The organism is Mycobacterium sp. ACS1612, from assembly GCF_001667505.1.
In the GTDB taxonomy this organism is placed as follows: Bacteria; Actinomycetota; Actinomycetes; order Mycobacteriales; family Mycobacteriaceae; genus Mycobacterium.
The window spans coordinates 22,845-43,726 of record NZ_LZHZ01000021.1 but is presented as its reverse complement, the minus strand read 5'-3'; the positions used below and the strand labels follow the sequence as shown (position 1 = coordinate 43,726).

Annotated in this window: 19 protein-coding genes; 18 read left to right on the top strand and 1 reads right to left on the bottom strand. The window is 68.6% G+C overall.

Annotation, left to right across the window (positions count from 1 at the left end; genetic code table 11):
* Positions 1–295: 295 nt before the first annotated feature.
* From mraZ to A5724_RS08230, 12 genes are read left to right on the top strand one after another with little or no spacing between them, the layout of a single operon-like run.
* Positions 296–727 carry a division/cell wall cluster transcriptional repressor MraZ gene (gene mraZ, locus A5724_RS08285; RefSeq protein ID WP_067799096.1) on the top strand — a complete coding sequence of 144 codons (432 nt, stop codon included), beginning with the start codon at positions 296–298 and terminating at the stop codon, positions 725–727.
* Positions 702–1,838 (top strand): 16S rRNA (cytosine(1402)-N(4))-methyltransferase RsmH, encoded by a 1,137-nt coding sequence (gene rsmH, locus A5724_RS08280; protein WP_197518590.1) that lies wholly within the window; start codon positions 702–704, stop codon positions 1,836–1,838. Before mraZ ends, rsmH begins: the two co-directional genes overlap by 26 nt.
* Before the next feature lie 2 nt (positions 1,839–1,840).
* Positions 1,841–2,767, top strand: coding sequence for a hypothetical protein (locus A5724_RS08275; protein WP_067799094.1), 927 nt, complete (start codon positions 1,841–1,843; stop codon positions 2,765–2,767).
* Entirely contained in the window at positions 2,764–4,689 is a 1,926-nt protein-coding gene (locus A5724_RS08270) for a penicillin-binding protein 2 (protein WP_067799091.1), read from the top strand. The genes A5724_RS08275 and A5724_RS08270 overlap by 4 nt, the downstream gene beginning before the upstream one ends.
* A 42-nt stretch (positions 4,690–4,731) precedes the next feature.
* Positions 4,732–6,255 (top strand): UDP-N-acetylmuramoyl-L-alanyl-D-glutamate--2,6-diaminopimelate ligase, encoded by a 1,524-nt coding sequence (locus A5724_RS08265; RefSeq protein ID WP_067799088.1) that lies wholly within the window; start codon positions 4,732–4,734, stop codon positions 6,253–6,255.
* Positions 6,252–7,736 carry a UDP-N-acetylmuramoyl-tripeptide--D-alanyl-D-alanine ligase gene (gene murF / locus A5724_RS08260; RefSeq protein WP_067799085.1) on the top strand — a complete coding sequence of 495 codons (1,485 nt, stop codon included), beginning with the start codon at positions 6,252–6,254 and terminating at the stop codon, positions 7,734–7,736. The genes A5724_RS08265 and murF overlap by 4 nt, the downstream gene beginning before the upstream one ends.
* Positions 7,733–8,812 carry a phospho-N-acetylmuramoyl-pentapeptide-transferase gene (gene mraY, locus A5724_RS08255; RefSeq protein WP_067799082.1) on the top strand — a complete coding sequence of 360 codons (1,080 nt, stop codon included), beginning with the start codon at positions 7,733–7,735 and terminating at the stop codon, positions 8,810–8,812. The genes murF and mraY overlap by 4 nt, the downstream gene beginning before the upstream one ends.
* A gap of 1 nt (position 8,813) precedes the next feature.
* Entirely contained in the window at positions 8,814–10,205 is a 1,392-nt protein-coding gene (murD, locus tag A5724_RS08250) for a UDP-N-acetylmuramoyl-L-alanine--D-glutamate ligase (protein WP_369830615.1), read from the top strand.
* Positions 10,206–10,211: 6 nt separating this feature from the next.
* Positions 10,212–11,735: a putative lipid II flippase FtsW gene (ftsW, locus tag A5724_RS08245; protein ID WP_067799076.1), complete on the top strand. Its 1,524-nt coding sequence runs from the start codon at positions 10,212–10,214 to the stop codon at positions 11,733–11,735.
* A gap of 53 nt (positions 11,736–11,788) precedes the next feature.
* Positions 11,789–12,841 (top strand): undecaprenyldiphospho-muramoylpentapeptide beta-N-acetylglucosaminyltransferase, encoded by a 1,053-nt coding sequence (murG, locus tag A5724_RS08240; RefSeq protein ID WP_232004748.1) that lies wholly within the window; start codon positions 11,789–11,791, stop codon positions 12,839–12,841.
* Positions 12,838–14,310, top strand: a complete 1,473-nt coding sequence (gene murC, locus A5724_RS08235) for a UDP-N-acetylmuramate--L-alanine ligase (protein WP_067799073.1) — start codon at positions 12,838–12,840, stop codon at positions 14,308–14,310. Before murG ends, murC begins: the two co-directional genes overlap by 4 nt.
* Entirely contained in the window at positions 14,307–15,209 is a 903-nt protein-coding gene (locus A5724_RS08230; protein ID WP_067799070.1) for a cell division protein FtsQ/DivIB, read from the top strand. The genes murC and A5724_RS08230 overlap by 4 nt, the downstream gene beginning before the upstream one ends.
* A 1-nt stretch (position 15,210) precedes the next feature.
* Here the strand turns inward: A5724_RS08230 and A5724_RS08225 are convergent, their stop codons facing one another.
* Positions 15,211–15,846, bottom strand: a complete 636-nt coding sequence (locus tag A5724_RS08225; protein ID WP_067799067.1) for a hypothetical protein — start codon at positions 15,844–15,846, stop codon at positions 15,211–15,213.
* Positions 15,847–16,115: 269 nt separating this feature from the next.
* Here A5724_RS08225 and ftsZ point away from each other — a divergent pair, with 269 nt between their 5' ends.
* The 6 genes from ftsZ (at position 16,116) to A5724_RS08195 (ending at position 20,882) form a co-directional block, all read left to right on the top strand.
* Entirely contained in the window at positions 16,116–17,267 is a 1,152-nt protein-coding gene (gene ftsZ, locus A5724_RS08220) for a cell division protein FtsZ (RefSeq protein ID WP_067799064.1), read from the top strand.
* Between the two features lie 30 nt (positions 17,268–17,297).
* Positions 17,298–18,014: a peptidoglycan editing factor PgeF gene (gene pgeF / locus A5724_RS08215; RefSeq protein ID WP_156752188.1), complete on the top strand. Its 717-nt coding sequence runs from the start codon at positions 17,298–17,300 to the stop codon at positions 18,012–18,014.
* Positions 18,011–18,760 (top strand): YggS family pyridoxal phosphate-dependent enzyme, encoded by a 750-nt coding sequence (locus A5724_RS08210; protein WP_067799060.1) that lies wholly within the window; start codon positions 18,011–18,013, stop codon positions 18,758–18,760. The genes pgeF and A5724_RS08210 overlap by 4 nt, the downstream gene beginning before the upstream one ends.
* Before the next feature lie 64 nt (positions 18,761–18,824).
* Positions 18,825–19,460, top strand: a complete 636-nt coding sequence (locus tag A5724_RS08205) for a cell division protein SepF (RefSeq protein WP_067799058.1) — start codon at positions 18,825–18,827, stop codon at positions 19,458–19,460.
* A gap of 101 nt (positions 19,461–19,561) precedes the next feature.
* Positions 19,562–19,852: a YggT family protein gene (locus tag A5724_RS08200; RefSeq protein WP_067799052.1), complete on the top strand. Its 291-nt coding sequence runs from the start codon at positions 19,562–19,564 to the stop codon at positions 19,850–19,852.
* 217 nt (positions 19,853–20,069) lie between these two features.
* Positions 20,070–20,882 carry a DivIVA domain-containing protein gene (locus A5724_RS08195; RefSeq protein WP_067799050.1) on the top strand — a complete coding sequence of 271 codons (813 nt, stop codon included), beginning with the start codon at positions 20,070–20,072 and terminating at the stop codon, positions 20,880–20,882.

Here is a 20,882-nt window from a genome sequence, read left to right as displayed (position 1 = left end):
GGTAGCCCGCAGCGGGCTACCCCTTTTTCGTGCGCGGGCGTGTCGCGGCCCGCGTTCAGATCCCCCACATCGCCCCACCAGCGGCGCTGAGGGTGTTTACCTGCAGTTTTACCCTGCGCCCGGCCCTGCGCGTGGCGCTAACCCCTGGCAAAACGCCTCGATGTGGGGGCGTAGTGGGGACATTCGGCCAAGTTTTGCTATCAAATGGAGCAATGTGGGGGATTGTGGGGTAAAGTGGCGGACAACGGAGCGACCGGGGCTCTGTTGATAGGCAGGGTGGTTGGAGGTAGGCCAGATGTTTCTGGGCACCTACACGCCGAAGCTCGACGACAAGGGGCGGCTCACGCTGCCCGCCAAGTTCCGCGACGCGCTGGCAGGAGGGTTGATGGTCACCAAGAGCCAAGATCACAGCCTCGCCGTCTACCCGCGCGCCGAGTTCGAAAAGCTGGCTCGACGGGCATCGCAGGCCTCGCGCAGCAATCCGGAGGCGCGCGCATTCCTTCGTAACCTGGCCGCCGCCACCGATGAACAGCACCCCGACGCCCAGGGTCGGATCACGTTGTCAGCCGACCACCGCCGCTACGCGAACCTGTCGAAGGACTGCGTGGTGATCGGATCGGTTGACTACCTGGAGATTTGGGACTCCTCGGCATGGCAGTCCTACCAGCAGACGCACGAAGAGAACTTCTCCGCGGCCACCGATGAAGCTCTCTCCGACATCATTTGAGGTGGCCGACCCGCACCTTGCCCGTGCATCGTGGCCTCTGCCCGAACCGGCCCTGACGTACTTCCCCGACGTCAGGTCCGCGACCTCGGACAGGGACCTCGGTGCAGGGGCCTTCATCAAAGAGGTTGCGATGGACGCGAATTCAGGCGAACACCCACACATTCCCGTCCTGCTCGACAGGTGTGTCGAGTTACTCAAGCCGGCGCTCACCCGCGAACACGCCGACGGCAAGGGCGCAGTGCTGATCGACGCGACGCTGGGTGCGGGCGGACACGCCGAGCGCTTCCTGACCGAACTGCCCGGTCTGCGGCTCATCGGCCTCGACCGCGACCCGGACGCACTGTGGATCGCGGGCGAGCGGTTGGCGCGGTTCGGTGACCGGGTCGTGCTGGTGCGCACCCGATTCGACGGCATCGAACGGGTGTTGGCCGAAACCGGTTACCGGGCAAGTCGAGTGCACGGCATCCTGTTCGACCTCGGCGTCTCGTCGATGCAACTCGACCGCACCGCGCGCGGCTTCTCCTACGCTGCCGACGCACCGCTGGACATGCGGATGGATCCCGACGCGGACCTGACCGCGGCCGAGGTCATCAACACCTACGACGAGAAGACACTGAGCCGGGTGCTGCGGGAGTTCGGCGAGGAGCGGTTCGCGAGTCGCATCGCCGCACAGATCGTCCGCCGCCGCGCGCAGCGGCCGTTCGCCACCACCGGCGAGCTCGTCGAGTTGCTGTATCAAGCGATTCCCGCGCCCGCCCGGCGCACCGGCGGGCATCCGGCCAAGCGCACGTTCCAGGCGCTGCGCATCGTCGTCAACGGCGAGTTGGACTCGCTGCGGGACGCCCTGCCCGCGGCCATGAACGCATTGACCCCCGGCGGCCGGATCGTGGTGATGGCCTACCAGTCGCTGGAGGACCGCATCGTGAAGAACCAGTTCGCCACCGCCACCTCGTCTCGCACCCCACCGGGACTGCCGGTCGAATTACCGGGCCACGGGCCGGAATTCATCGCATTGACTCGCGGAGCCGAACGTGCGGGCGCCGAAGAGATCGAACTCAATCCGCGTAGCGCGTCGGTACGGCTACGGGCACTGGAAAAGGTGGGGGGTTGACCATGAAGGCACGCAAGCCGGTGCCGGTTCGCGGTGGTGACGAATCGCGTCGCACCGGACGCAACGCCACGCGCAGGCAGGCCGACGCCCAACCCCGCAGGCGCAAGCCAACGCGTGAGCAGCGGCCGCAGCGCTCGGCGCCCGCGACCAACCCCATTCCCCGGCCGACGGACGCGCCCGCGCGGCCGAAAAACACCAGCCAGGCCAAAGCGCGAGCCAAGGCGCGAAAGGCGAAGGCGCCCAAGGTCGTCCGCCCGCCGCTGCGCGAGCGTGTCATCGTCAGGCTGGCGTCGATCGACCTGAACCCGCGAACGCTTGTCGCGCGGGTGCCGTTCGTCGTGCTGGTCATCTCCTCGCTCGGTCTCGGGCTCGGCGTCACGCTGTGGCTGTCGACAGACGCCGCGGAACGCTCGTATGAGCTCGGCCACGTCCGCGAGACGAATCAGGCTCTGCTGCAACAGAAGGAAGCGTTGGAACGCCAGGTGCTCGAAGCGCAGGCCGCGCCCGCGCTCGCCGAGGCGGCCCGCAATCTGGGCATGATCCCCTCACGTGACACCGCGCATCTGGTCCAGGATGCGTCTGGCAACTGGGTGGTGGTCGGTACGCCCAAGCCCGCGCAGGGCGTCGCGCCGCCACCACTGAACACCCCGCTGCCCGAGGACGCCCCGCCGCCACCGCCTGCCCCGCCGGCCCCGCGCGTGGTGGATCCGCGCGAGCTCACCGTCCGGATGCCAACGCGCACCCCGTTGCCCGCTCCGCTGCCGGGTGTCGAGCGTTCGGTGCCGGTGCCAGGGGCGGTGCCGGGGGCGGGTCCGCTGGCGACGCCGCCCGGCGCGGAGGTGCCGCACGGGGTCACCGGTCAGGTGCCTGCGCTCGGCCCCGCGGTCACCGCACCTGCGCCCGCCGACGTGCCCGCACCGCCCGCATGAGCCGGCCAACTCCTCGGGGCCGTGTCCCCGGCGCGCCGAAAGGCAAGAAGGCCCAAGCCGGCCAGGAACGTCCCGCGAAAGCCCGCCGGACCCGGCAGGCCGCCGCCGAAAAGGGTTTGCGCAGTGCATCGTTCGTGTTCCGGCATCGAGCAGGCAACGCGGTCATCTTCCTGGTGCTGGTGGTTGCCGCCGCGCAGCTGTTCATGTTGCAGGTGCCGCGCGCGTCGGGTTTGCGCGCCGAGGCCGCCGGACAGCTCAAGGTCACTGATGTGGAGAAAGCCGTCCGCGGTGCGATCGTCGACCGCAACAACGACAAGCTGGCCTTCACCATCGAGGCGCGGGCGCTGACCTTCCAGCCGGTCAAGATCCGAAAGCAACTCGAAGAGACCAAGGCGAAAACCCCAGGGGCACCGGACCCGCAGCGGCGACTGCGCGACATCGCCGCCGAAGTGGCGTTGCGGCTCAACAACAAACCGGATGCCGCGACCGTGCTCAAGAAGCTCAAGAGCAACGAGTCGTTCGTGTATCTGGCGCGCGCGGTCGATCCCGCCATCGCCGACGCCATCACCACCAAGTTCCCCGAAGTCGGGTCGGAGCGGCAGGATTTGCGCCAATATCCCGGTGGATCACTGGCGGCGAACATCGTCGGCGGCATCGACTGGGACGGCCATGGCCTGCTCGGACTGGAGGATTCGCTTGATGCCTCGCTCGCAGGCACCGACGGTTCGGTCACCTACGACCGCGGCTCCGACGGTGTGGTGATCCCGGGCAGCTACCGCAACCGTCATGACGCGGTCGACGGGTCGACGGTGATGCTGACCCTCGACGACGACATCCAGTTCTACGTCCAGCAGCAGGTGCAGCAGGCCAAGGACATGTCCGGCGCCAAGCACGTTTCGGCCGTCGTGCTCGACACGAAAACCGGTGAGGTGCTTGCGATGGCGAACGACAGCACGTTCGACCCGTCGCAGGACATCGGCCGCCAGTCCGACCGGGATCTCGGCAACCCGTCGGTGTCGTCGCCGTTCGAACCGGGCTCGGTGAACAAGATCGTGACCGCGGCCTCGGTGATCGAATTCGGGCTGTCCAGTCCCGACGAGGTGTTGCAGGTACCCGGTGAGATCGAAATGGGCGGCATCACCGTGCACGACGCGTGGGAACACGGGGTCACGCCGTACACCACCACCGGTATCTTCGGTAAGTCGTCGAACGTCGGCACACTGATGCTGGCCCAGCGGATCGGACCGCAGCGCTACGCCGACATGCTCAACAAGTTCGGGCTCGGCCAGCGTACCGGCGTCGGACTGCCCGGTGAGAGCGCAGGTCTGGTACCGCCCATCGACCAGTGGTCGGGCAGCTCATTTGCCAACCTGCCCATCGGGCAAGGTCTTTCGATGACCCTGCTGCAGATGACCGCGATGTACCAGGCGATCGCCAATGACGGGGTGCGTATCCCGCCGCGCATCGTCAAGACCACCATCGCCCCAGACGGCACGCGCAAGGACGAGCCACTGCCGCAGGGTGTGCGCGTGGTGTCGCCGCAGACCGCGCAGACGGTGCGCCAGATGCTGCGCGCGACGCTGCAGCGTGATCCGACGGGCGTCCAGCAGGGCACCGGCTCACAGGGCGCTGTCGACGGCTACCAGATCTCGGGCAAGACGGGCACCGCACAGCAGATCAACCCCAGCTGCGGGTGCTACTACGACGACGTCTACTGGATCACGTTCGCGGGCATGGTCCCCACCGACAACCCCCGCTACGTGATCGGGGTGATGGCCGACAACCCGCAACGCACCGCCGACGGCCAGCGCGGCACCACGATGGCACCGCTGTTCCACAACATCGCCGCCTGGCTGTTGCAGCGGGAGAACGTGCCGTTGTCACCCGACCCGGGCCCGCCGCTGACGCTGCAAGCCACCTGACCGACGTGGCCTGCGCGGCCAGGTCGGTAGGGTGTCTACGCCATGAACCTGCGTCCCACTCATCCTGTCGGCGAACTGCTGGGGCGATTGGCGCAGCAGGTGCGGGCAGTGCCCGCAGGCGGAGGAGCCGTGCCGGACGTCCAGGTCACCGGCGTCACGCTGCGGGGCCAGAACGCGCAGCCCGGCGACCTGTTCGCGGCGCTGCCTGGCGCGTCGGCGCACGGCGGGCGCTATGCCGCTGACGCGGTGGCGCGCGGCGCCGTCGCCGTCCTGACGGACCCGCAGGGTGTCGACGCGATGGGCGCCGACGTCGACGTGCCTGTGCTGCTGCACCCCGAGCCGCGTTCGGTGCTCGGCGAATTGGCGGCCGCCGTCTACGGACATCCGTCGGACCGGCTGCGGGTGATCGGCGTGACGGGCACGTCCGGTAAGACCACGACGACGTATCTGGTGGAGGCGGGCCTGCGCTCGGCGGACCGGGTGGCCGGCCTGATCGGCACCGTCGGCGTCCGCATCGACGGCCGCGAGCAGCCCAGCGCGCTCACCACGCCGGAGGCGCCCGACCTGCAGGCGCTGCTGGCGGTGATGGTCGAACAGGGCGTCGACACCGTCGTGATGGAGGTGTCCAGCCACGCGCTGGTCTTGGGCCGCGTCGACGGCGTCCATTTCGCGGTCGGCGGCTTCACCAACCTGTCGCGCGACCACCTCGACTTCCATCCGACGATGCAGGACTACTTCGACGCCAAGGCGCGGCTGTTCGACCCCCAATCACCGACGCACGCAACGCTTTCCGTGATCTGCATCGACGACGACGCGGGACGTCAGATGGTCAGGGTCGCGCACCAGCCGGTGTCGGTCAGCGCCACCGGACGTGACGCCGACTGGCGGGTGGAGGACATCACCACCGTCGATCTCGGCGCCCAGGAGTTCTTCGCCGTCGACCCGGCGGGGGTGCACCACGGACTGCGGATCGGGCTGCCGGGCCGCTACAACGTCGGCAACTGCCTGCTGGCGATCGCGCTGCTGGACGCGGTCGGGGTGTCGCCGGAGCAGGCCGCGCCGGGACTGCGCACCGCCACGGTGCCCGGCCGACTCGAACCGATCGACCGCGGGCAGGGCTTCCTCGCGCTCGTCGACTACGCGCACAAGCCGGGGGCGCTGCGTGCGGTCCTCGAGACGCTGCGGGCGCAGAGCGACGGCAGGCTCGCCGTCGTGTTCGGCGCCGGCGGCAACCGCGACCCCGGCAAGCGGGAGCCGATGGGCCGAGTGGCGGCCGAACTGGCCGATCTGGTGGTGGTCACCGACGACAACCCCCGCGACGAGGAACCCGCCGCGATCAGGGCGGCGATCGTGGCCGGCGCCAAACAGGGCGCGGCCCAGGTGGTCGAGATCGGCGACCGCCGTGAGGCGATCGACCATGCGGTGGCATGGGCGCAACATGGTGACGTGGTGCTGATCGCGGGCAAGGGCCACGAGGCGGGCCAGACCAGCCGCGGGCGGACCAAGCCGTTCGACGACCGCGTCGAACTCGCGCAGGCCCTCGAAGCGCGAAGGCCGAGGCCGTGATCGAGCTGACCGTGGCCCAGGTCGCCGACATGGTCGGCGGCAGGCTCGCCGACATCTCGCCGCACAAGGCGGAGACCACGCGCATCACGGGAACCGTTGAATTCGATTCGCGCGCAGTCACTCCCGGCTCGCTGTTCCTCGCTCTGCCCGGCGCGCGGTCCGACGGCCACGACTTCGCCGCCGCCGCCGTCGACGCGGGCGCCGTCGCGGTGCTGGCCGCACGTCCGGTGGGGGTACCCGCGATCGTGGTCGACTCCGCGCCCGCCCGCGATGCCGGGGCGAGCGTGTTGGAACACGACACCGACGGATCGGGCGCCGCAGTGCTCGCGGCGCTGGCGCGACTGGCACAGGCGGTCGCGGCGGAATTGGTCGCGGGCGGTCTGACGATCGTCGGGATCACCGGTTCGTCGGGGAAGACGTCGACAAAGGATCTGCTGGCCGCGGTGCTCGCGCCGCTGGGCGAAGTGGTCGCACCGCCGGGTTCCTTCAACAACGAACTCGGCCACCCGTGGACGGTGCTGCGCGCCACCGAGTCCACCGACTACTTGGTGCTGGAGATGTCGGCGCGCCATCCCGGCAACATCGCGGCGCTGGCCGAGATCGCACCGCCGTCGATCGCCGTCGTGCTCAACGTCGGCACCGCGCACCTCGGCGAATTCGGCTCCAGGGAGGCCATCGCTGCGACCAAAGCCGAACTGCCGCAAGCAGTTCCAGCGTCGGGCGTGGTGATCCTCAACGTCGACGACAGCGCGGTGGGCGCGATGGCCGAGCAGACGTCCGCGCGGGTGGTGCGGGTGGGTCGATCGGCCACCGCCGATGTGCGGGCCGACGTCGTCACGCTCGACGCGCTGGCCCGGCCTCGGTTCACCCTGCACACCGAAGCCGGGCAGATCGACGTCGCGCTGGCCGTCCACGGCGACCATCAGGTGTCCAACGCGCTGTGCGCGGCGGCCGTCGCGCTCGAGTGCGGTGCGACGCTCGACCAGGTCGCCGCCGCGCTGGCCGCGGCCGCCCCGGTGTCCAAACACCGGATGCAGGTGGCCACCCGCGCCGACGGTGTGACCGTCATCAACGATGCCTACAACGCCAACCCGGACTCCATGGCGGCGGGGCTGAAGGCGCTGGCCGCCATCGCCCGCGAGGGCGGCGGGAAGCGGCGCAGTTGGGCGGTGCTCGGTGAGATGGCCGAACTCGGCGACGCTGCGATAACCGAGCATGACCGCATCGGCCGGTTGGCGGTGCGATTAGATGTGTCTCGACTCGTCGTCGTGGGAACCGGGAGGGCTATGAGCGCCATGCACCACGGGGCGGTGATGGAGGGATCGTGGGGCTCCGAGGTCACCATGGTCGCCGACGCCGACGCCGCGCTGGCATTGCTTCAGGCCGAACTGCAGGCCGGCGACGTGGTGCTGGTGAAAGCCTCGAACGCGGCAGGGCTGGGTGCGCTGGGCGACGCGCTGACCGCTGAGGCTCGCCGATGAGGCAGATCCTCATCGCCGTCGGCATCGCGCTGACGGTGTCGATCCTGCTCACACCGCTGCTGATCAAGTTGTTCACCCGCCAGGGGTTCGGCCACGAGATCCGCGAGGACGGGCCGCCGAGCCACCACAAGAAGCGCGGCACCCCGTCGATGGGCGGCGTCGCGATCGTGGCGGGCATCTGGGCGGGTTACCTGGGCACCCAGTTGATCGGCGTCGTGATGGACGGCAAAGGACCGTCGGCGTCGGGCTGGCTGGTGCTGTTCCTCGCCACCGCGTTGGGCGCCGTCGGGTTCGTCGACGACCTGATCAAGATCCGCCGGGCCCGGAATCTGGGGCTGAACAAGACCGCCAAGACGATCGGCATCCTGGCGGCCGCCGTGTTGTTCGGCGTGCTGGCCCTGCAGTTCCGCAACGCCGACGGGCTGACGCCGGGCAGCCCCGAACTGTCGTATGTGCGCGAGATCGCCACCGTCACCCTGGCTCCGGCGATCTTCGTGCTGTTCTGCATCGTGATCGTCAGCGCTTGGTCGAACGCGGTGAACTTCACCGACGGCCTCGACGGCCTCGCCGCGGGCGCGATGGCCATGGTGTGCGCGGCATACGTGCTCATCACGTTCTGGCAGTTCCGCAACGCCTGCGCCACCAGCCCCGGCCTCGGCTGCTACAACGTGCGCGACCCGCTGGACCTCGCGATCATCGCGGCGGCGACCGCGGGCGCCTGCATCGGCTTCCTGTGGTGGAACGCCGCGCCCGCCAAGATCTTCATGGGCGACACCGGGTCGCTGGCGCTGGGCGGCATCATCGCCGGGCTGTCGGTGACCAGCCGCACCGAGATGCTGGCCGTCGTGCTCGGCGCGCTGTTCGTGGCCGAGGTGACGTCGGTCGTCGTGCAGATCATGGCGTTTCGCACCACTGGGCGCCGTGTCTTCCGGATGGCGCCGTTTCATCACCACTTCGAACTCGTCGGCTGGGCGGAGACCACCGTCATCATCCGGTTCTGGCTGCTCACGGCGATCGCGTGTGGTCTTGGGGTCGCGCTCTTCTACAGCGAGTGGCTGACCACTGTCGGAGCCTGACGTGGAGCTGTCAGGGGCCAAGGTTCTCGTCGCCGGTGCCCGCGTCACCGGCCGCGCGATCCTGGCCGCGCTGACGCCGCTCGGCGCGCGCGCCACGCTGACCGACGACAGCCCGTCGATGCTGACCGAGTTCGCGCAGAACGGCGTCGCGGTCATCGACGCGGCCAGCGCCGCCGAGCGGATAACCGATTTCGACCTGGTGGTCACCAGCCCCGGCCTGCCGCCGACCGCGACGGTGCCTGCCGCGGCAGTGGCAGCGCGCGTGCCGATCTGGGGCGATGTCGAATTGGCTTGGCGGCTGGACGTTTCCGGCCGGTTCGGGCAGCCGCGTCGCTGGCTCGTCGTGACCGGCACCAACGGCAAGACCACGACCACGTCGATGTTGCACGCGATGCTGGTCGCCGCGGGCCGCAGCGCGCTGCTGTGCGGCAACATCGGCGACCCGGTGCTCGATGTGCTCGAGCAGAGGGCCGAGTTGATGGCCGTCGAGCTGTCCAGCTTCCAACTGCACTGGGCGCCGTCGCTGCGCCCGGAGGCGGGCGCGGTGCTCAACGTCGCCGAGGATCACCTCGACTGGCACGGGTCTATGGAGGCCTACGCCCGCGACAAGGCCAGGGTGCTCGACGGCCGCGTCGCCGTGGTCGGACTCGACGACCCGGTCGCTGCCGGCCTGCTGCCTCGCGCTGCCGCGGGTGTGCGGGTCGGCTTCCGGCTCGGTGAACCGGGGCCGGGGGAGTTGGGTGTGCGCGACGGGGTGCTCGTCGACAACGCGTTCGGCGACGACGTGCCGCTCGTCGACGCCGCCGCCATTCCGGTGGCGGGCCCGGTGGGGGTGCTCGACGCGTTGGCCGCCGCGGCGCTGGCCCGCGCCGTCGACGTGCCACCGGAGGCCATCGCCGCCGCGCTGCGCGACTTCGAAGTTGGTAAGCACCGCGCGCAGGTGGTCGGTGACGTCGACGGCGTCAGCTACGTCGACGACTCCAAAGCCACCAACCCGCACGCGGCGCAGGCGTCGATCACCGCCTATCCGCGGGTGGTGTGGATCGCCGGTGGTCTGCTGAAGGGCGCCTCGGTCGACGAACTGGTTGTTGCAGTGGCGAATCGCCTGGTCGGAGTGGTGTTGATCGGTCGCGACCGGAACCTGATCCGGGATGCGTTATCGCGACACGCCCCGGATGTACCCGTCGTGGAGGTTGTGACGGGGGAGGATTCTGGGGTGCGTGGGGTAAATGTGACTCGACTGATGACTGAGGTCGTCGACGCCGCCCGCGGCTTGGCGACTCCCGGCGACACCGTGTTACTGGCCCCGGCCGGTGCGTCCTTCGACCAGTTCAGCGGCTACGGCCAGCGCGGCGATGCGTTCGCCGCCGCCGTGTCCGCACTGATCCGGTAGCCGCCGGTGAGCAACATCCTGAGCCGGTTGCGGCACCGGCGTACGAAGCCGAACACCGAACCGGGCAGCGACGGGTCCGAGGCCGGTGTCGTCACGGCCGAGGCGCCCGCGCCGCGGACCAGATTCGGCGCGTGGCTCGGCCGGCCGATGACATCGTTCCACCTCATCATCGCGGTCACCGCGCTGCTCATCACGCTTGGCCTGACCATGGTGTTGTCCGCCTCGGGCGTGCACAGCTACGACGAGGACGGCTCACCGTGGGCGATCTTCGCCAGGCAGGTGCTGTGGACCGTTGTGGGATTACTTGCCTTCTACGTCGCGCTGCGCATGCCCGTGCAGTTGATGCGCAGGCTGGCGTTCACCGGCTTCGCGCTCACCATCGTGATGCTCGTGCTGGTGCTGATCCCGGGCATCGGCACCGAAGCCAACGGTTCCCGCGGCTGGTTCGTGATCGCCGGGTTCTCCATGCAGCCGTCCGAACTGGCCAAGATCGCATTCGCCATCTGGGGTGCGCATCTGCTCGCGGCGCGGCGCATGGAGCATGCCTCACTTCGCGAGATGCTGATCCCGCTGGTGCCCGCCGCGGTGATCGCGCTGGCGCTGATCGTCGCGCAGCCCGACCTGGGGCAGACGGTGTCGCTCGGCATCATTCTGCTCGGCCTGCTGTGGTACGCGGGCCTGCCGCTGCGGGTGTTCTTGTCCTCACTGCTCGCGGTCATTGCCTCAGCGGCCGTGCTGGCGGTCTCCGAGGGATACCGATCCGACCGGGTGCAGTCCTGGCTCAACCCGGGCGCCGACTCGCAGGGCTCCGGCTACCAGGCACGCCAGGCCCGGTTCGCCCTGGCCAACGGCGGCGTGTTCGGCGACGGACTCGGGCAGGGCACCGCCAAGTGGAACTACCTGCCCAACGCCCACAACGACTTCATCTTCGCGATCATCGGCGAGGAACTCGGGTTCGTCGGGGCCGTCGGGTTGCTGTGTCTGTTCGGGTTGTTCGGCTACACCGGCATGCGGATCGCGCGGCGCTCCGCCGACCCGTTCCTCCGGCTGCTGACCGCCACCGCGACGCTGTGGGTGATGGGTCAGGTGTTCATCAACGTCGGCTACGTGGTCGGCCTGCTGCCGGTCACCGGACTCCAGCTACCGCTCATCTCAGCGGGCGGAACATCAACCGCGACAACACTTTTGATCATCGGCATCATGGCGAATGCGGCCAGGCACGAACCAGAGGCGGTAGCCGCGCTGCGTGCGGGGCGCGACGACCGGGTCAACCGGTTGTTGCGGCTGCCGCTGCCGGAGCCGTACGTGCCGACCAAGACCGAGGCGTTGCGCGACCGGTTGCGCACCAAGCCCGGCGCGGGCTCCGCCAAGGCACCGCGCAAACCCGAGCGCAAACCGGACCGCAAGCCCGCGCCCGCCAAGAAGCGCAAATCCCAACCGGCCGACCGGCAGGGTCGGCGCGCAGGGCATCATGGAGGCGCCCAGCGACCGCGCCGGGCGCGAACATTGGAAGGTCAGCGTTACGGGTGAGCACGTCAGTCGTCCTTGCGGGCGGCGGCACGGCAGGGCATGTCGAGCCCGCCATGGCCGTGGCCGACGCGCTCACCGCGCTCGACCCGGAGATTCGCATCACGGCGCTGGGCACCCAGCGTGGCCTGGAAACGCGACTGGTGCCCGAGCGCGGATATCGCCTCGAGTTGATCACCCCCGTGCCGCTGCCTCGCAAGCCCTCGGGTGACCTGGTGCGGTTGCCGCTGCGGGTGCGACGCGCGGTCCGGCAAACCCGGGCAGTGCTCGACGACGTAGACGCCGACGTGGTGATCGGCTTCGGCGGCTACGTCGCACTGCCCGCGTACCTGGCCGCCCGCGGCGGGCCGCTGAGGCGTCGCGTTCCCGTCGTGGTGCATGAGGCCAACGCGCGCGCCGGGTGGGCCAACCGGGTGGGGGCGCGCTCCGCACAACGGGTGTTGTCGGCGGTCCCCGATCCCGGGTTGAAGCGCGTCGAGGTCGTCGGGGTGCCGGTGCGCGCATCGATCACGGCACTGGACCGCAAGGCGCTACGCAGCCAGGCGCGGGCCCACTTCGGCTTCGCCGAGGACGCCAAGGTGTTGCTGGTGACAGGCGGCTCCCAGGGCGCGCAGCGAATCAACCAGGCCGTCGCCGGTGCTGCGAAAGACCTTGCCGCCGCTGGCATTTCGGTGCTGCACGCGCACGGCCCGAAGAACACCCTCGACCTTAGCGAACCCGCCGACGGCGACCCGCCGTACGTCGCGGTGCCGTATCTGGATCGGATGGACCTGGCATATGCGGCGGCCGACCTGGCGGTCTGCCGGTCGGGGGCCATGACGGTCGCCGAGGTGACCGACGTCGGCCTGCCCGCGGTGTACGTGCCGCTTCCGATCGGCAACGGCGAACAACGACTCAACGCGCTGCCCGTGGTCACCGCAGGCGGCGGTCTGCTGGTCGACGACGCCGACCTCAGCCCGGCCTTCGTCGCGGACACGGTGACCGGCCTGCTCAACGACGACGCCAGGCTGCAGGCGATGACCGCCGCCGCCGCGCTCGCCGGGCACAGGGACGCGGCGCAGCGAGTCGCCGAAGTGGCGCTCGAAGTCGCGAGAAAGCGGTTGCGATGAACGGCAATTCGCTACCGGAAGAGCTGCAGCGGGTGCACATGGTCGGCATCGGCGGAGCCGGGATGTCCGGTATCGCGCGCATCCTGCTCGACAGGGGCGGCATGGTGTCCGGTTCGGACGCCAAGGAATCGCGCGGGGTGATCGCGCTGCGCGCCCGCGGCGCCTCGATCCGGATCGGACACGACGAGTCGTCGCTGGACCTGCTGCCGGGCGGACCGACCGCGGTGGTCACCACACACGCCGCCATTCCCAAGACCAACCCCGAACTGGTGGAGGCGCGTCGCCGCGGCATTCCGGTGATCATGCGGCCTGTGGTGCTGGCCAAGCTGATGGCCGGGCACACCACGCTGATGGTCACCGGCACCCACGGCAAGACGACGACGACGTCGATGTTGATCGTGGCGTTGCAGCACAGCGGCTTTGATCCGTCGTTCGCGGTGGGAGGCGATCTCGGCGAGGCGGGCACCAACGCCCACCACGGCAGCGGCGACTGTTTCGTCGCCGAGGCCGACGAGAGTGACGGATCGCTGCTGGAGTACACCCCCGACGTCGCCGTGGTCACCAACATCGAGGCCGACCACCTCGACTTCTTCGGCAGCGCCGAGGCCTACAGCGCGGTGTTCGACGGCTTCGTCGAGCGTCTGAAACCAGGTGGCGTTCTGGTGGTCTGCACCGACGACGCCGGTGCCGCCGGTCTTGCCGAACGCACTGCCGCGCTTGGCATTCGGGTGCTGCGGTACGGAAGCGACCCGACGCAACAGCTGGCGGGCACACTGTTGAGTTGGGAACAGCAGGGCACCGGCGCGGTCGCCCACATCCGGCTCGAGGGGGAAACGCACCCCCGGGTGATGCGGCTGTCGGTGCCTGGCAGGCACATGGCGCTCAACGCTCTCGGTGCGCTGCTGGCGGCCACCCACATCGGCGCGCCCGTCGACGGGGTGCTCGACGGGCTGGCCAATTTCGAGGGGGTGCGGCGACGGTTCGAACTGGTCGGCACCACAAACGGGGTGCGGGTCTTCGACGATTACGCGCATCACCCGACCGAGGTGGCCGCCACGATCACCGCTCTGCGCGCGGTCGCTCAGCAGGGCGACCCCGGATTCGCCGGCCGCTCCATCGTCGTTTTCCAACCGCACTTGTATTCGCGGACAGCGACTTTCGCCCGCGAGTTCGGGCAGGCCCTCAGCCAAGCCGACGAAGTGTTCGTCCTCGACGTCTACGCCGCCCGTGAACAACCGATGGCGGGCGTCAGCGGCGCGATGATCGTCGACCACGTCACCGCACCCGTGACCTACGTGCCGGACCTCTCCGCGGTGGCGGAGAAGGTGGCCGCCGCCGCCGATCCCGGCGACGTCGTCATCACCATGGGCGCAGGCGATGTCACGGTGCTCGGCAAGGAAATCCTTGCCGAGCTTCGCATCAAGGCCAACCGCAGCGCACCGGGCGGGTCGGGGAAAGCGCTCCGATGACCGAGCCGACCGAATCGACTGATCAGGACGCAAGCGAGGCGGGCGCCCCGCAGGAGACGTTGCCACCTGCCGCCGCGGCCGACTACGAGGGGCCGCGACGGCGGGCCCGGCGGGAGCGCGAGGAGCGCCGCGCCGCGCAGGCCAGGGCGATGGCGATCGAGAATGCCCGCCGGGAGGCGAAGCGCCGCGTCATGGGCGGGCCAGCCGACGACTCGAAAAAGCTTGGCCGCCGGGCGGTTCGGGGCCTGAAGGTGTTGATGTGGTCGGCGCTGATCAGCGTCGTCGTGGTCGGCCTCGGCCTGCTGCTGTACTTCACGCCGATCATGTCTGCGCGCAACATCGTCGTGGTCGGGTTGGGCGCGGCGACACAGGACGAGGTGATCGCCGCCGCCGCGGTACAACCCGGCACACCGCTGCTGCAGGTCGACACCGACGCGGTGGCCGAGCGCGTCGCGGCGATCCGGCGGGTGGCCACCGCGCGCGTTCAGCGGCAGTACCCGTCGACGTTGCGCGTCACCGTCACCGAGCGAATCCCCGTCGTGGTCAAGGACTATCCGGACGGCCCGCACCTGTTCGACAAGGACGGCGTCGATTTCGCGACGGCACCGCCGCCCGCCGGCGTGCCCTATCTGGACACCGACAACCCGGGGCCCAGCGACGCCCCGACGAAGGCGGCGTTACAGGTGATGACCGCGCTGCGCCCCGAGGTGGCCGGACAGGTCGGCCGCATCGCCGCGCCGTCGGTAGCCGCGATCACGCTGACGTTGATCGACGGCAGAACGGTGGTGTGGGGCACCACCGACCGCACCGAGGAGAAGGCGCTCAAGCTGGGCGCGCTGCTGACTCAGCCGGGTCAGACGTATGACGTGTCCAGCCCGGATCTGCCCACCGTCAAATAGCTCACTGCTGTTCGGGCGCGGTGCAATCCAGCCATACCCCGTTCTCGCGGACCAGCGTCACCGGAGAGGTCCTGTTCTGAGGTTCCTTGGTGCCGGTCCGCTGCGTCAGCGTGACGTCGGCGGTCGCGGTGTCGCCATTGACCACGATGTTGTCCACCTTGACCAGTTGAACCGACATGGAGTTCTTCACCACGTCGAGCATGGCGGCCTTGTAAGCGGGCTCGTCCTGGCGGATCACCGCGTCGGCCACCGCCTGCAGTGATTGCTCGGAGGCGCCGGCGAACTCACCGCCGAGTTGCTGGGCGAACGCCTGCGCACCCATCGACGCCGCCGCGTCGGCGGAGAACATCTTCATCGGGGGGATGGCGCTGTCCGGGGATGCGGCGTGGTCGCGATATTTCGGGCAGGTGAACTGCCCGACCTTGGCGAAGTCCCACGCGCTGAAAGCCGCGCTTTCCTGGGTGATCACGTCGCGGATCTGGTCCTCGTCAGACGCTTTCGGTGTCGGTGTCGCCGACGACTCGGTGGCCGCGGAGGATGTCGGCGTCGCGGTGGCGTCGCTCTTGTCGCCGCAGCCCGGGACAACGAGCACTGCGGAAAGCATCGCGATTGCCGCGATACGGATGTCCCAACCCATCAAGCCCCCTAGGCGCGAAGCACAGCTCAGCAAAGTGTCCGCCCGATTGTGGCAGCAACGGGGTGCGGTTAGCGCCGACTTCGGCGAACATACGTTGCGCGGAAAATCTCGACATGCGCTTCGGCGCGCCTGCACGGCTATGCCGCGACCGCCCCCTACCGTTCTGGATGCGCGGAACAACTTGACATAACTATAACCCTCTGGTTGAGGTTGAGAGTTTGCCCGAGGTGTTTCGCGTGTTGAATCGCAACAAGGGAGGAAGGCGACAGATGACCCCCCCGCATAATTACCTCGCCGTCATCAAGGTGGTCGGTATCGGCGGTGGCGGCGTCAATGCCGTCAACCGGATGATCGAGCAGGGCCTCAAGGGCGTCGAGTTCATCGCCATCAACACCGACGCGCAGGCGTTGTTGATGAGCGACGCTGACGTCAAGCTCGACGTGGGCCGCGACTCCACGCGCGGTCTTGGCGCGGGCGCCGACCCCGAGGTCGGTCGCAAGGCCGCCGAAGACGCCAAGGACGACATCGAAGAGCTGCTGCGCGGCGCCGACATGGTGTTCGTCACCGCCGGTGAGGGCGGTGGCACCGGTACCGGTGGCGCGCCGGTCGTCGCGACCATTGCGCGCAAGCTCGGCGCGCTGACCGTCGGCGTGGTGACTCGGCCGTTCTCCTTCGAGGGCAAGCGCAGGAGCAACCAGGCGGAGAACGGCATCACCGCGCTTCGCGAAAGCTGCGACACCCTGATCGTGATCCCCAACGACCGACTGCTGCAGATGGGCGACGCCGCGGTGTCGCTGATGGACGCGTTCCGGGCCGCCGACGAGGTGCTGCTCAACGGCGTGCAGGGCATCACGGATCTGATCACCACGCCCGGTCTGATCAACGTCGACTTCGCCGACGTCAAGGGTGTGATGAGCGGCGCGGGCACGGCGTTGATGGGCATCGGGTCGGCGCGTGGTGACGGTCGGGCGCTCAAGGCCGCCGAGATCGCGATCAACTCGCCGCTGCTCGAGGCTTCGATGGAGGGCGCGCAGGGTGTGCTGTTGTCCGTGGCGGGCGGCAGTGACCTCGGGTTGTTCGAGATCAACGAGGCCGCGTCGCTGGTACAGGACGCCGCCCATCCAGAGGCCAACATCATCTTCGGCACCGTCATCGACGACTCGCTCGGCGACGAGGTCCGGGTGACGGTGATCGCGGCGGGCTTCGATGCCCAGGGCCCCGGCCGTAAGCCGGTCGTCGGCGCCACGGGTGCGCAGTCGATCACGCCCGGCAAGGCCGGGACGGTCAGCACCTCGCTGTTCGATCCTGCTGATGCGGCCAGCGTGCCGGTGCATACCAACGGCGCGACGGTCAAGATCGGTGGCGACGACGGTGGCATCTCCGACGACGACGTCGACGTGCCGCCCTTCATGCGGCACTGACCGTCAAGTCCGCTCCGAGATACTGAGCGAGTGACCGTTCGTATCCGCCGCGTGACCACCACCCGCGCGGGCGGCGTCTCCGCGCCGCCGTTCGACACCTTCAACCTCGGCGACCATGTCGGCGATGATCCGGCGGCCGTGGCCGCCAATCGGAAGCGACTAGCCGCCGCGCTCCAATTGGGCGACGACCGTGTGGTGTGGATGAACCAAGTGCATGGCGATCATGTGGTACGTGTCGACGGAGCCCTAGCGGCCGGAGTGGCGGCCGTCGACAATACCGATGCATTGGTCACTACCACGCCGCGATTGGCTTTGGCGGTGGTAACCGCCGATTGTGTTCCAGTTTTAATGGGCGATGCCCGCGCGGGCGTGGTGGCCGCCGTTCACGCCGGCCGGGTCGGCGCTCAGATGGGTGTCGTGGCCAGGACGGTGGATGCCATGCTCGACGCGGGCGCACGCGTCGACGACATCTCGGCGTTGTTGGGTCCTGCGGTCAGCGGAGCCAATTACGAAGTGCCCGAGCAGATGGCCGCCGACGTCGAGGCCGCGCTGCCCGGCAGTCGCACGACCACATCGCGGGGCACCCCCGGCTTGGATTTGCGGGCCGGAATCGCAAGGCAATTAACGGCTTTGGGGATCACGGCCATCGATGTCGACCCGCGCTGCACGGTGGCCGACCGCAACCTGTTCAGTCATCGTCGCGATGCACCGACGGGACGGCTGGCGTCGTTGGTGTGGATGGAATGACCGCGATGGCGAACACACGTGAACGGGAACTGGCCGATGCGCTGACAGCGCTGCGGGCAAGGCTGAGCCGCGCCGCCGAGGCCGCCAGTCGCAATGCAAATGAAATTGAATTACTGCCCATAACGAAATTCTTTCCGGCTAGTGACGTACTTATTTTGTATGGTTTGGGGTGTCGACAATTCGGCGAATCGCGCGAACAGGAAGCGTCGAATAAATGCGCGGAAGTCGGTGCGGTGTTGGTGACTGAGCCGATTCGCTGGCATATGGTCGGGCGGATTCAGCGCAACAAAGCGCGGTCGATCGCGGGATGGGCGTACGCCGCGCACTCGGTCGACAGCGGCAAGCTGATCGCCGCGCTGGACCGGGCCGCCTGCGGCGCGCTGGCCGACGGTCGCCGGGCCGAACCGCTGCGGGTCTACATCCAACTGAGCCTCGACGGCGACGAGTCCAGGGGAGGGGTGGACATCGGCCGGCCGGAATCGGTGGACGAACTGTGCGCCGCGGTCGACGCCGCGGACGGGTTGGACTTCGTGGGCCTGATGGGCATTCCGCCGCTGGGCGCCGATCCGGACGACGCGTTCGCGCGGTTGCAAGAGGAAAGGGATCGGGTGCAGAAGTCCTACGACCAGCGCCTCGGGCTGTCGGCAGGGATGTCCAGCGACCTCGAAAGCGCGGTCGAACACGGTTCGACGTGTGTGCGTGTCGGTACCGCGCTAATGGGGCAACGACCGCTAACGTCACCCTGAGTAGTCACTCTAGTCACACCTTCATCACAGACAACAGAGTCAGAAGAGTCGGAAGGGTCCACCGATGAGCACACTGCACAAGGTCAAGGCCTACTTCGGTATGGCGCCGATGGAGGACTACGACGACGAGTACTACGACGACGACGACCGCGCCCCCGCCCGCAGCTACTCACGTCGGTCCCGCGACTTCGAGGACGACGGATACGGCCGCGGTTACGACGACAGGCTGCCCGGCCGCGACTACGACGAGCCGACCTTCCGTGGCGGCTACCGCGACGAGGAGCGGTTCGACGCCAGGCTGCGTGGCCCGCGCGAATTCGACCGGCCCGCACCCCGATTCAGCTCCCTACGTGGCTCGACGCGCGGCGCGCTTGCGATGGACCCGCGCCGGATGGCCGAACTCTTCGACGCAGGCAGCCCGCTGTCGAAGATCACCACGCTGCGTCCGAAGGACTACAGCGAGGCCCGCACGATCGGCGAACGCTTCCGTGACGGCACCCCGGTGATCATGGACCTGGTGAGCATGGACAACGCCGACGCCAAACGCCTCGTCGACTTCGCTGCAGGGCTGGCGTTCGCACTACGCGGTTCGTTCGACAAGGTGGCCACCAAGGTCTTCCTGCTCTCACCGGCCGATATCGACGTAAGCGCCGAGGAGCGCAGGCGGATCGCGGAGGCCGGCTTCTACGCGTACCAGTAGGTATTCGCCGCGGCAGGTAGGCTGGCGTCGCGCTTCGCACGCGATGAGCTGCGGAGCTGTATCCAATGTCACACCTCTGCCCGTAGTGAGGACGGCTGTCGTTGTCGCTCTTCTTCGAGATCCTCGGTTTCGCGCTGTTCGTCTTCTGGCTGTTGTTGATTGCGCGCGTCGTCGTCGAGTTCATCCGGTCGTTCTCCCGCGACTGGCAGCCCAAGGGGCTGACGGTTGTTGTGCTCGAGGTGATCATGACGGTCACCGACCCGCCGGTGAAATTGCTGCGCCGGCTCATTCCGCAGCTCACGATAGGCGCGGTCCGGTTCGATCTGTCGATCATGGTACTGCTGCTGGTGGCGTTCATCGGGATGCAGTTGGCGTTCGGCGCCGCGGCCTGAGATCCAGACCGAGGGGCGGTGTTTGGCGACCGGGACGCTAGCTGCGAAGGGTTTGCCGAGGGCAATATCGCGGGTAAGAAGATTGAAATTCGCTCTTAAAATTCAGCCTCTTCTGCAACCGCCGGGTCTGGTGTGACAGGATGGACGCCAGTTACGTTCCAGTTAGGCTCTACACTTTGAGATCGGTTGACGGTCCAGAACTCCAAGGGGGCAGACAATGCCGCTCACACCAGCCGACGTTCACAACGTCGCGTTCAGCAAGCCACCGATCGGCAAGCGAGGCTACAACGAGGACGAGGTCGACGCCTTTCTCGATCTGGTGGAGAACGAGCTGACCCGCCTCATCGAGGAGAACGCCGACCTTCGTCAACGCGTCTCGGAGCTGGACCAGGAACTGGCCAGCGCCAGGGCCGGCGGCGGGGCGCAGCCCACCACGAGCATCCCGGTCTACGAGCCCGAGCCCGAGCCGACCCCGGCGCCGCAGCCGGTCTACGAGGCGCCGCCGGCCCAGCCTGCCGGTCCCGCGAGCGAGGAAAGCCACATCAAGGCCGCGAAGGTGCTCAGCCTGGCCCAGGACACCGCCGACCGGCTGACCGGAACCGCGAAGGCCGAGTCGGAGAAGATGCTGTCCGACGCCCGCGCCCAGGCGGACGCGATGGTCAGCGAGGCCCGGCAGACCGCCGAGGCCACGGTGGCCGATGCGCGTCAGCGCGCCGACGCCATGCTCGCCGACGCCCAGACCCGGTCGGAGGCGCAGCTGCGCCAGGCCCAGGAGAAGGCCGACGCCCTGCAGGCCGACGCCGAGCGCAAGCACTCCGAGATCATGGGCACCATCAATCAGCAGCGCACCGTGCTGGAAGGCAGGCTCGAGCAGCTGCGCACGTTCGAGCGCGAATACCGCACCCGGCTCAAGACCTATCTGGAATCGCAGCTCGAAGAGTTGGGTCAGCGCGGCTCCGCGGCACCGGTGGATTCCAGCGCCAACAACGACGGCGGTGGCTTCAACCAGTTCAATCGGGGTAACAACTAA

Coding starts and splice junctions, on each gene's coding strand:
- A5724_RS08270 (WP_067799091.1), top strand. CDS start 2,764: ATGAGCCGGCCAACTCCTCGGGGCCGTGTCCCCGGCGCGCCGAAAGGC.
- mraY (WP_067799082.1), top strand. CDS start 7,733: ATGAGGCAGATCCTCATCGCCGTCGGCATCGCGCTGACGGTGTCGATC.
- A5724_RS08265 (WP_067799088.1), top strand. CDS start 4,732: ATGAACCTGCGTCCCACTCATCCTGTCGGCGAACTGCTGGGGCGATTG.
- A5724_RS08195 (WP_067799050.1), top strand. CDS start 20,070: ATGCCGCTCACACCAGCCGACGTTCACAACGTCGCGTTCAGCAAGCCA.
- A5724_RS08225 (WP_067799067.1), bottom strand. CDS start 15,846: ATGGGTTGGGACATCCGTATCGCGGCAATCGCGATGCTTTCCGCAGTG.
- mraZ (WP_067799096.1), top strand. CDS start 296: ATGTTTCTGGGCACCTACACGCCGAAGCTCGACGACAAGGGGCGGCTC.
- ftsZ (WP_067799064.1), top strand. CDS start 16,116: ATGACCCCCCCGCATAATTACCTCGCCGTCATCAAGGTGGTCGGTATC.
- A5724_RS08230 (WP_067799070.1), top strand. CDS start 14,307: ATGACCGAGCCGACCGAATCGACTGATCAGGACGCAAGCGAGGCGGGC.
- rsmH (WP_197518590.1), top strand. CDS start 702: ATGAAGCTCTCTCCGACATCATTTGAGGTGGCCGACCCGCACCTTGCC.
- A5724_RS08210 (WP_067799060.1), top strand. CDS start 18,011: ATGACCGCGATGGCGAACACACGTGAACGGGAACTGGCCGATGCGCTG.
- murG (WP_232004748.1), top strand. CDS start 11,789: ATGGCCGTGGCCGACGCGCTCACCGCGCTCGACCCGGAGATTCGCATC.
- murC (WP_067799073.1), top strand. CDS start 12,838: ATGAACGGCAATTCGCTACCGGAAGAGCTGCAGCGGGTGCACATGGTC.
- A5724_RS08275 (WP_067799094.1), top strand. CDS start 1,841: ATGAAGGCACGCAAGCCGGTGCCGGTTCGCGGTGGTGACGAATCGCGT.
- A5724_RS08205 (WP_067799058.1), top strand. CDS start 18,825: ATGAGCACACTGCACAAGGTCAAGGCCTACTTCGGTATGGCGCCGATG.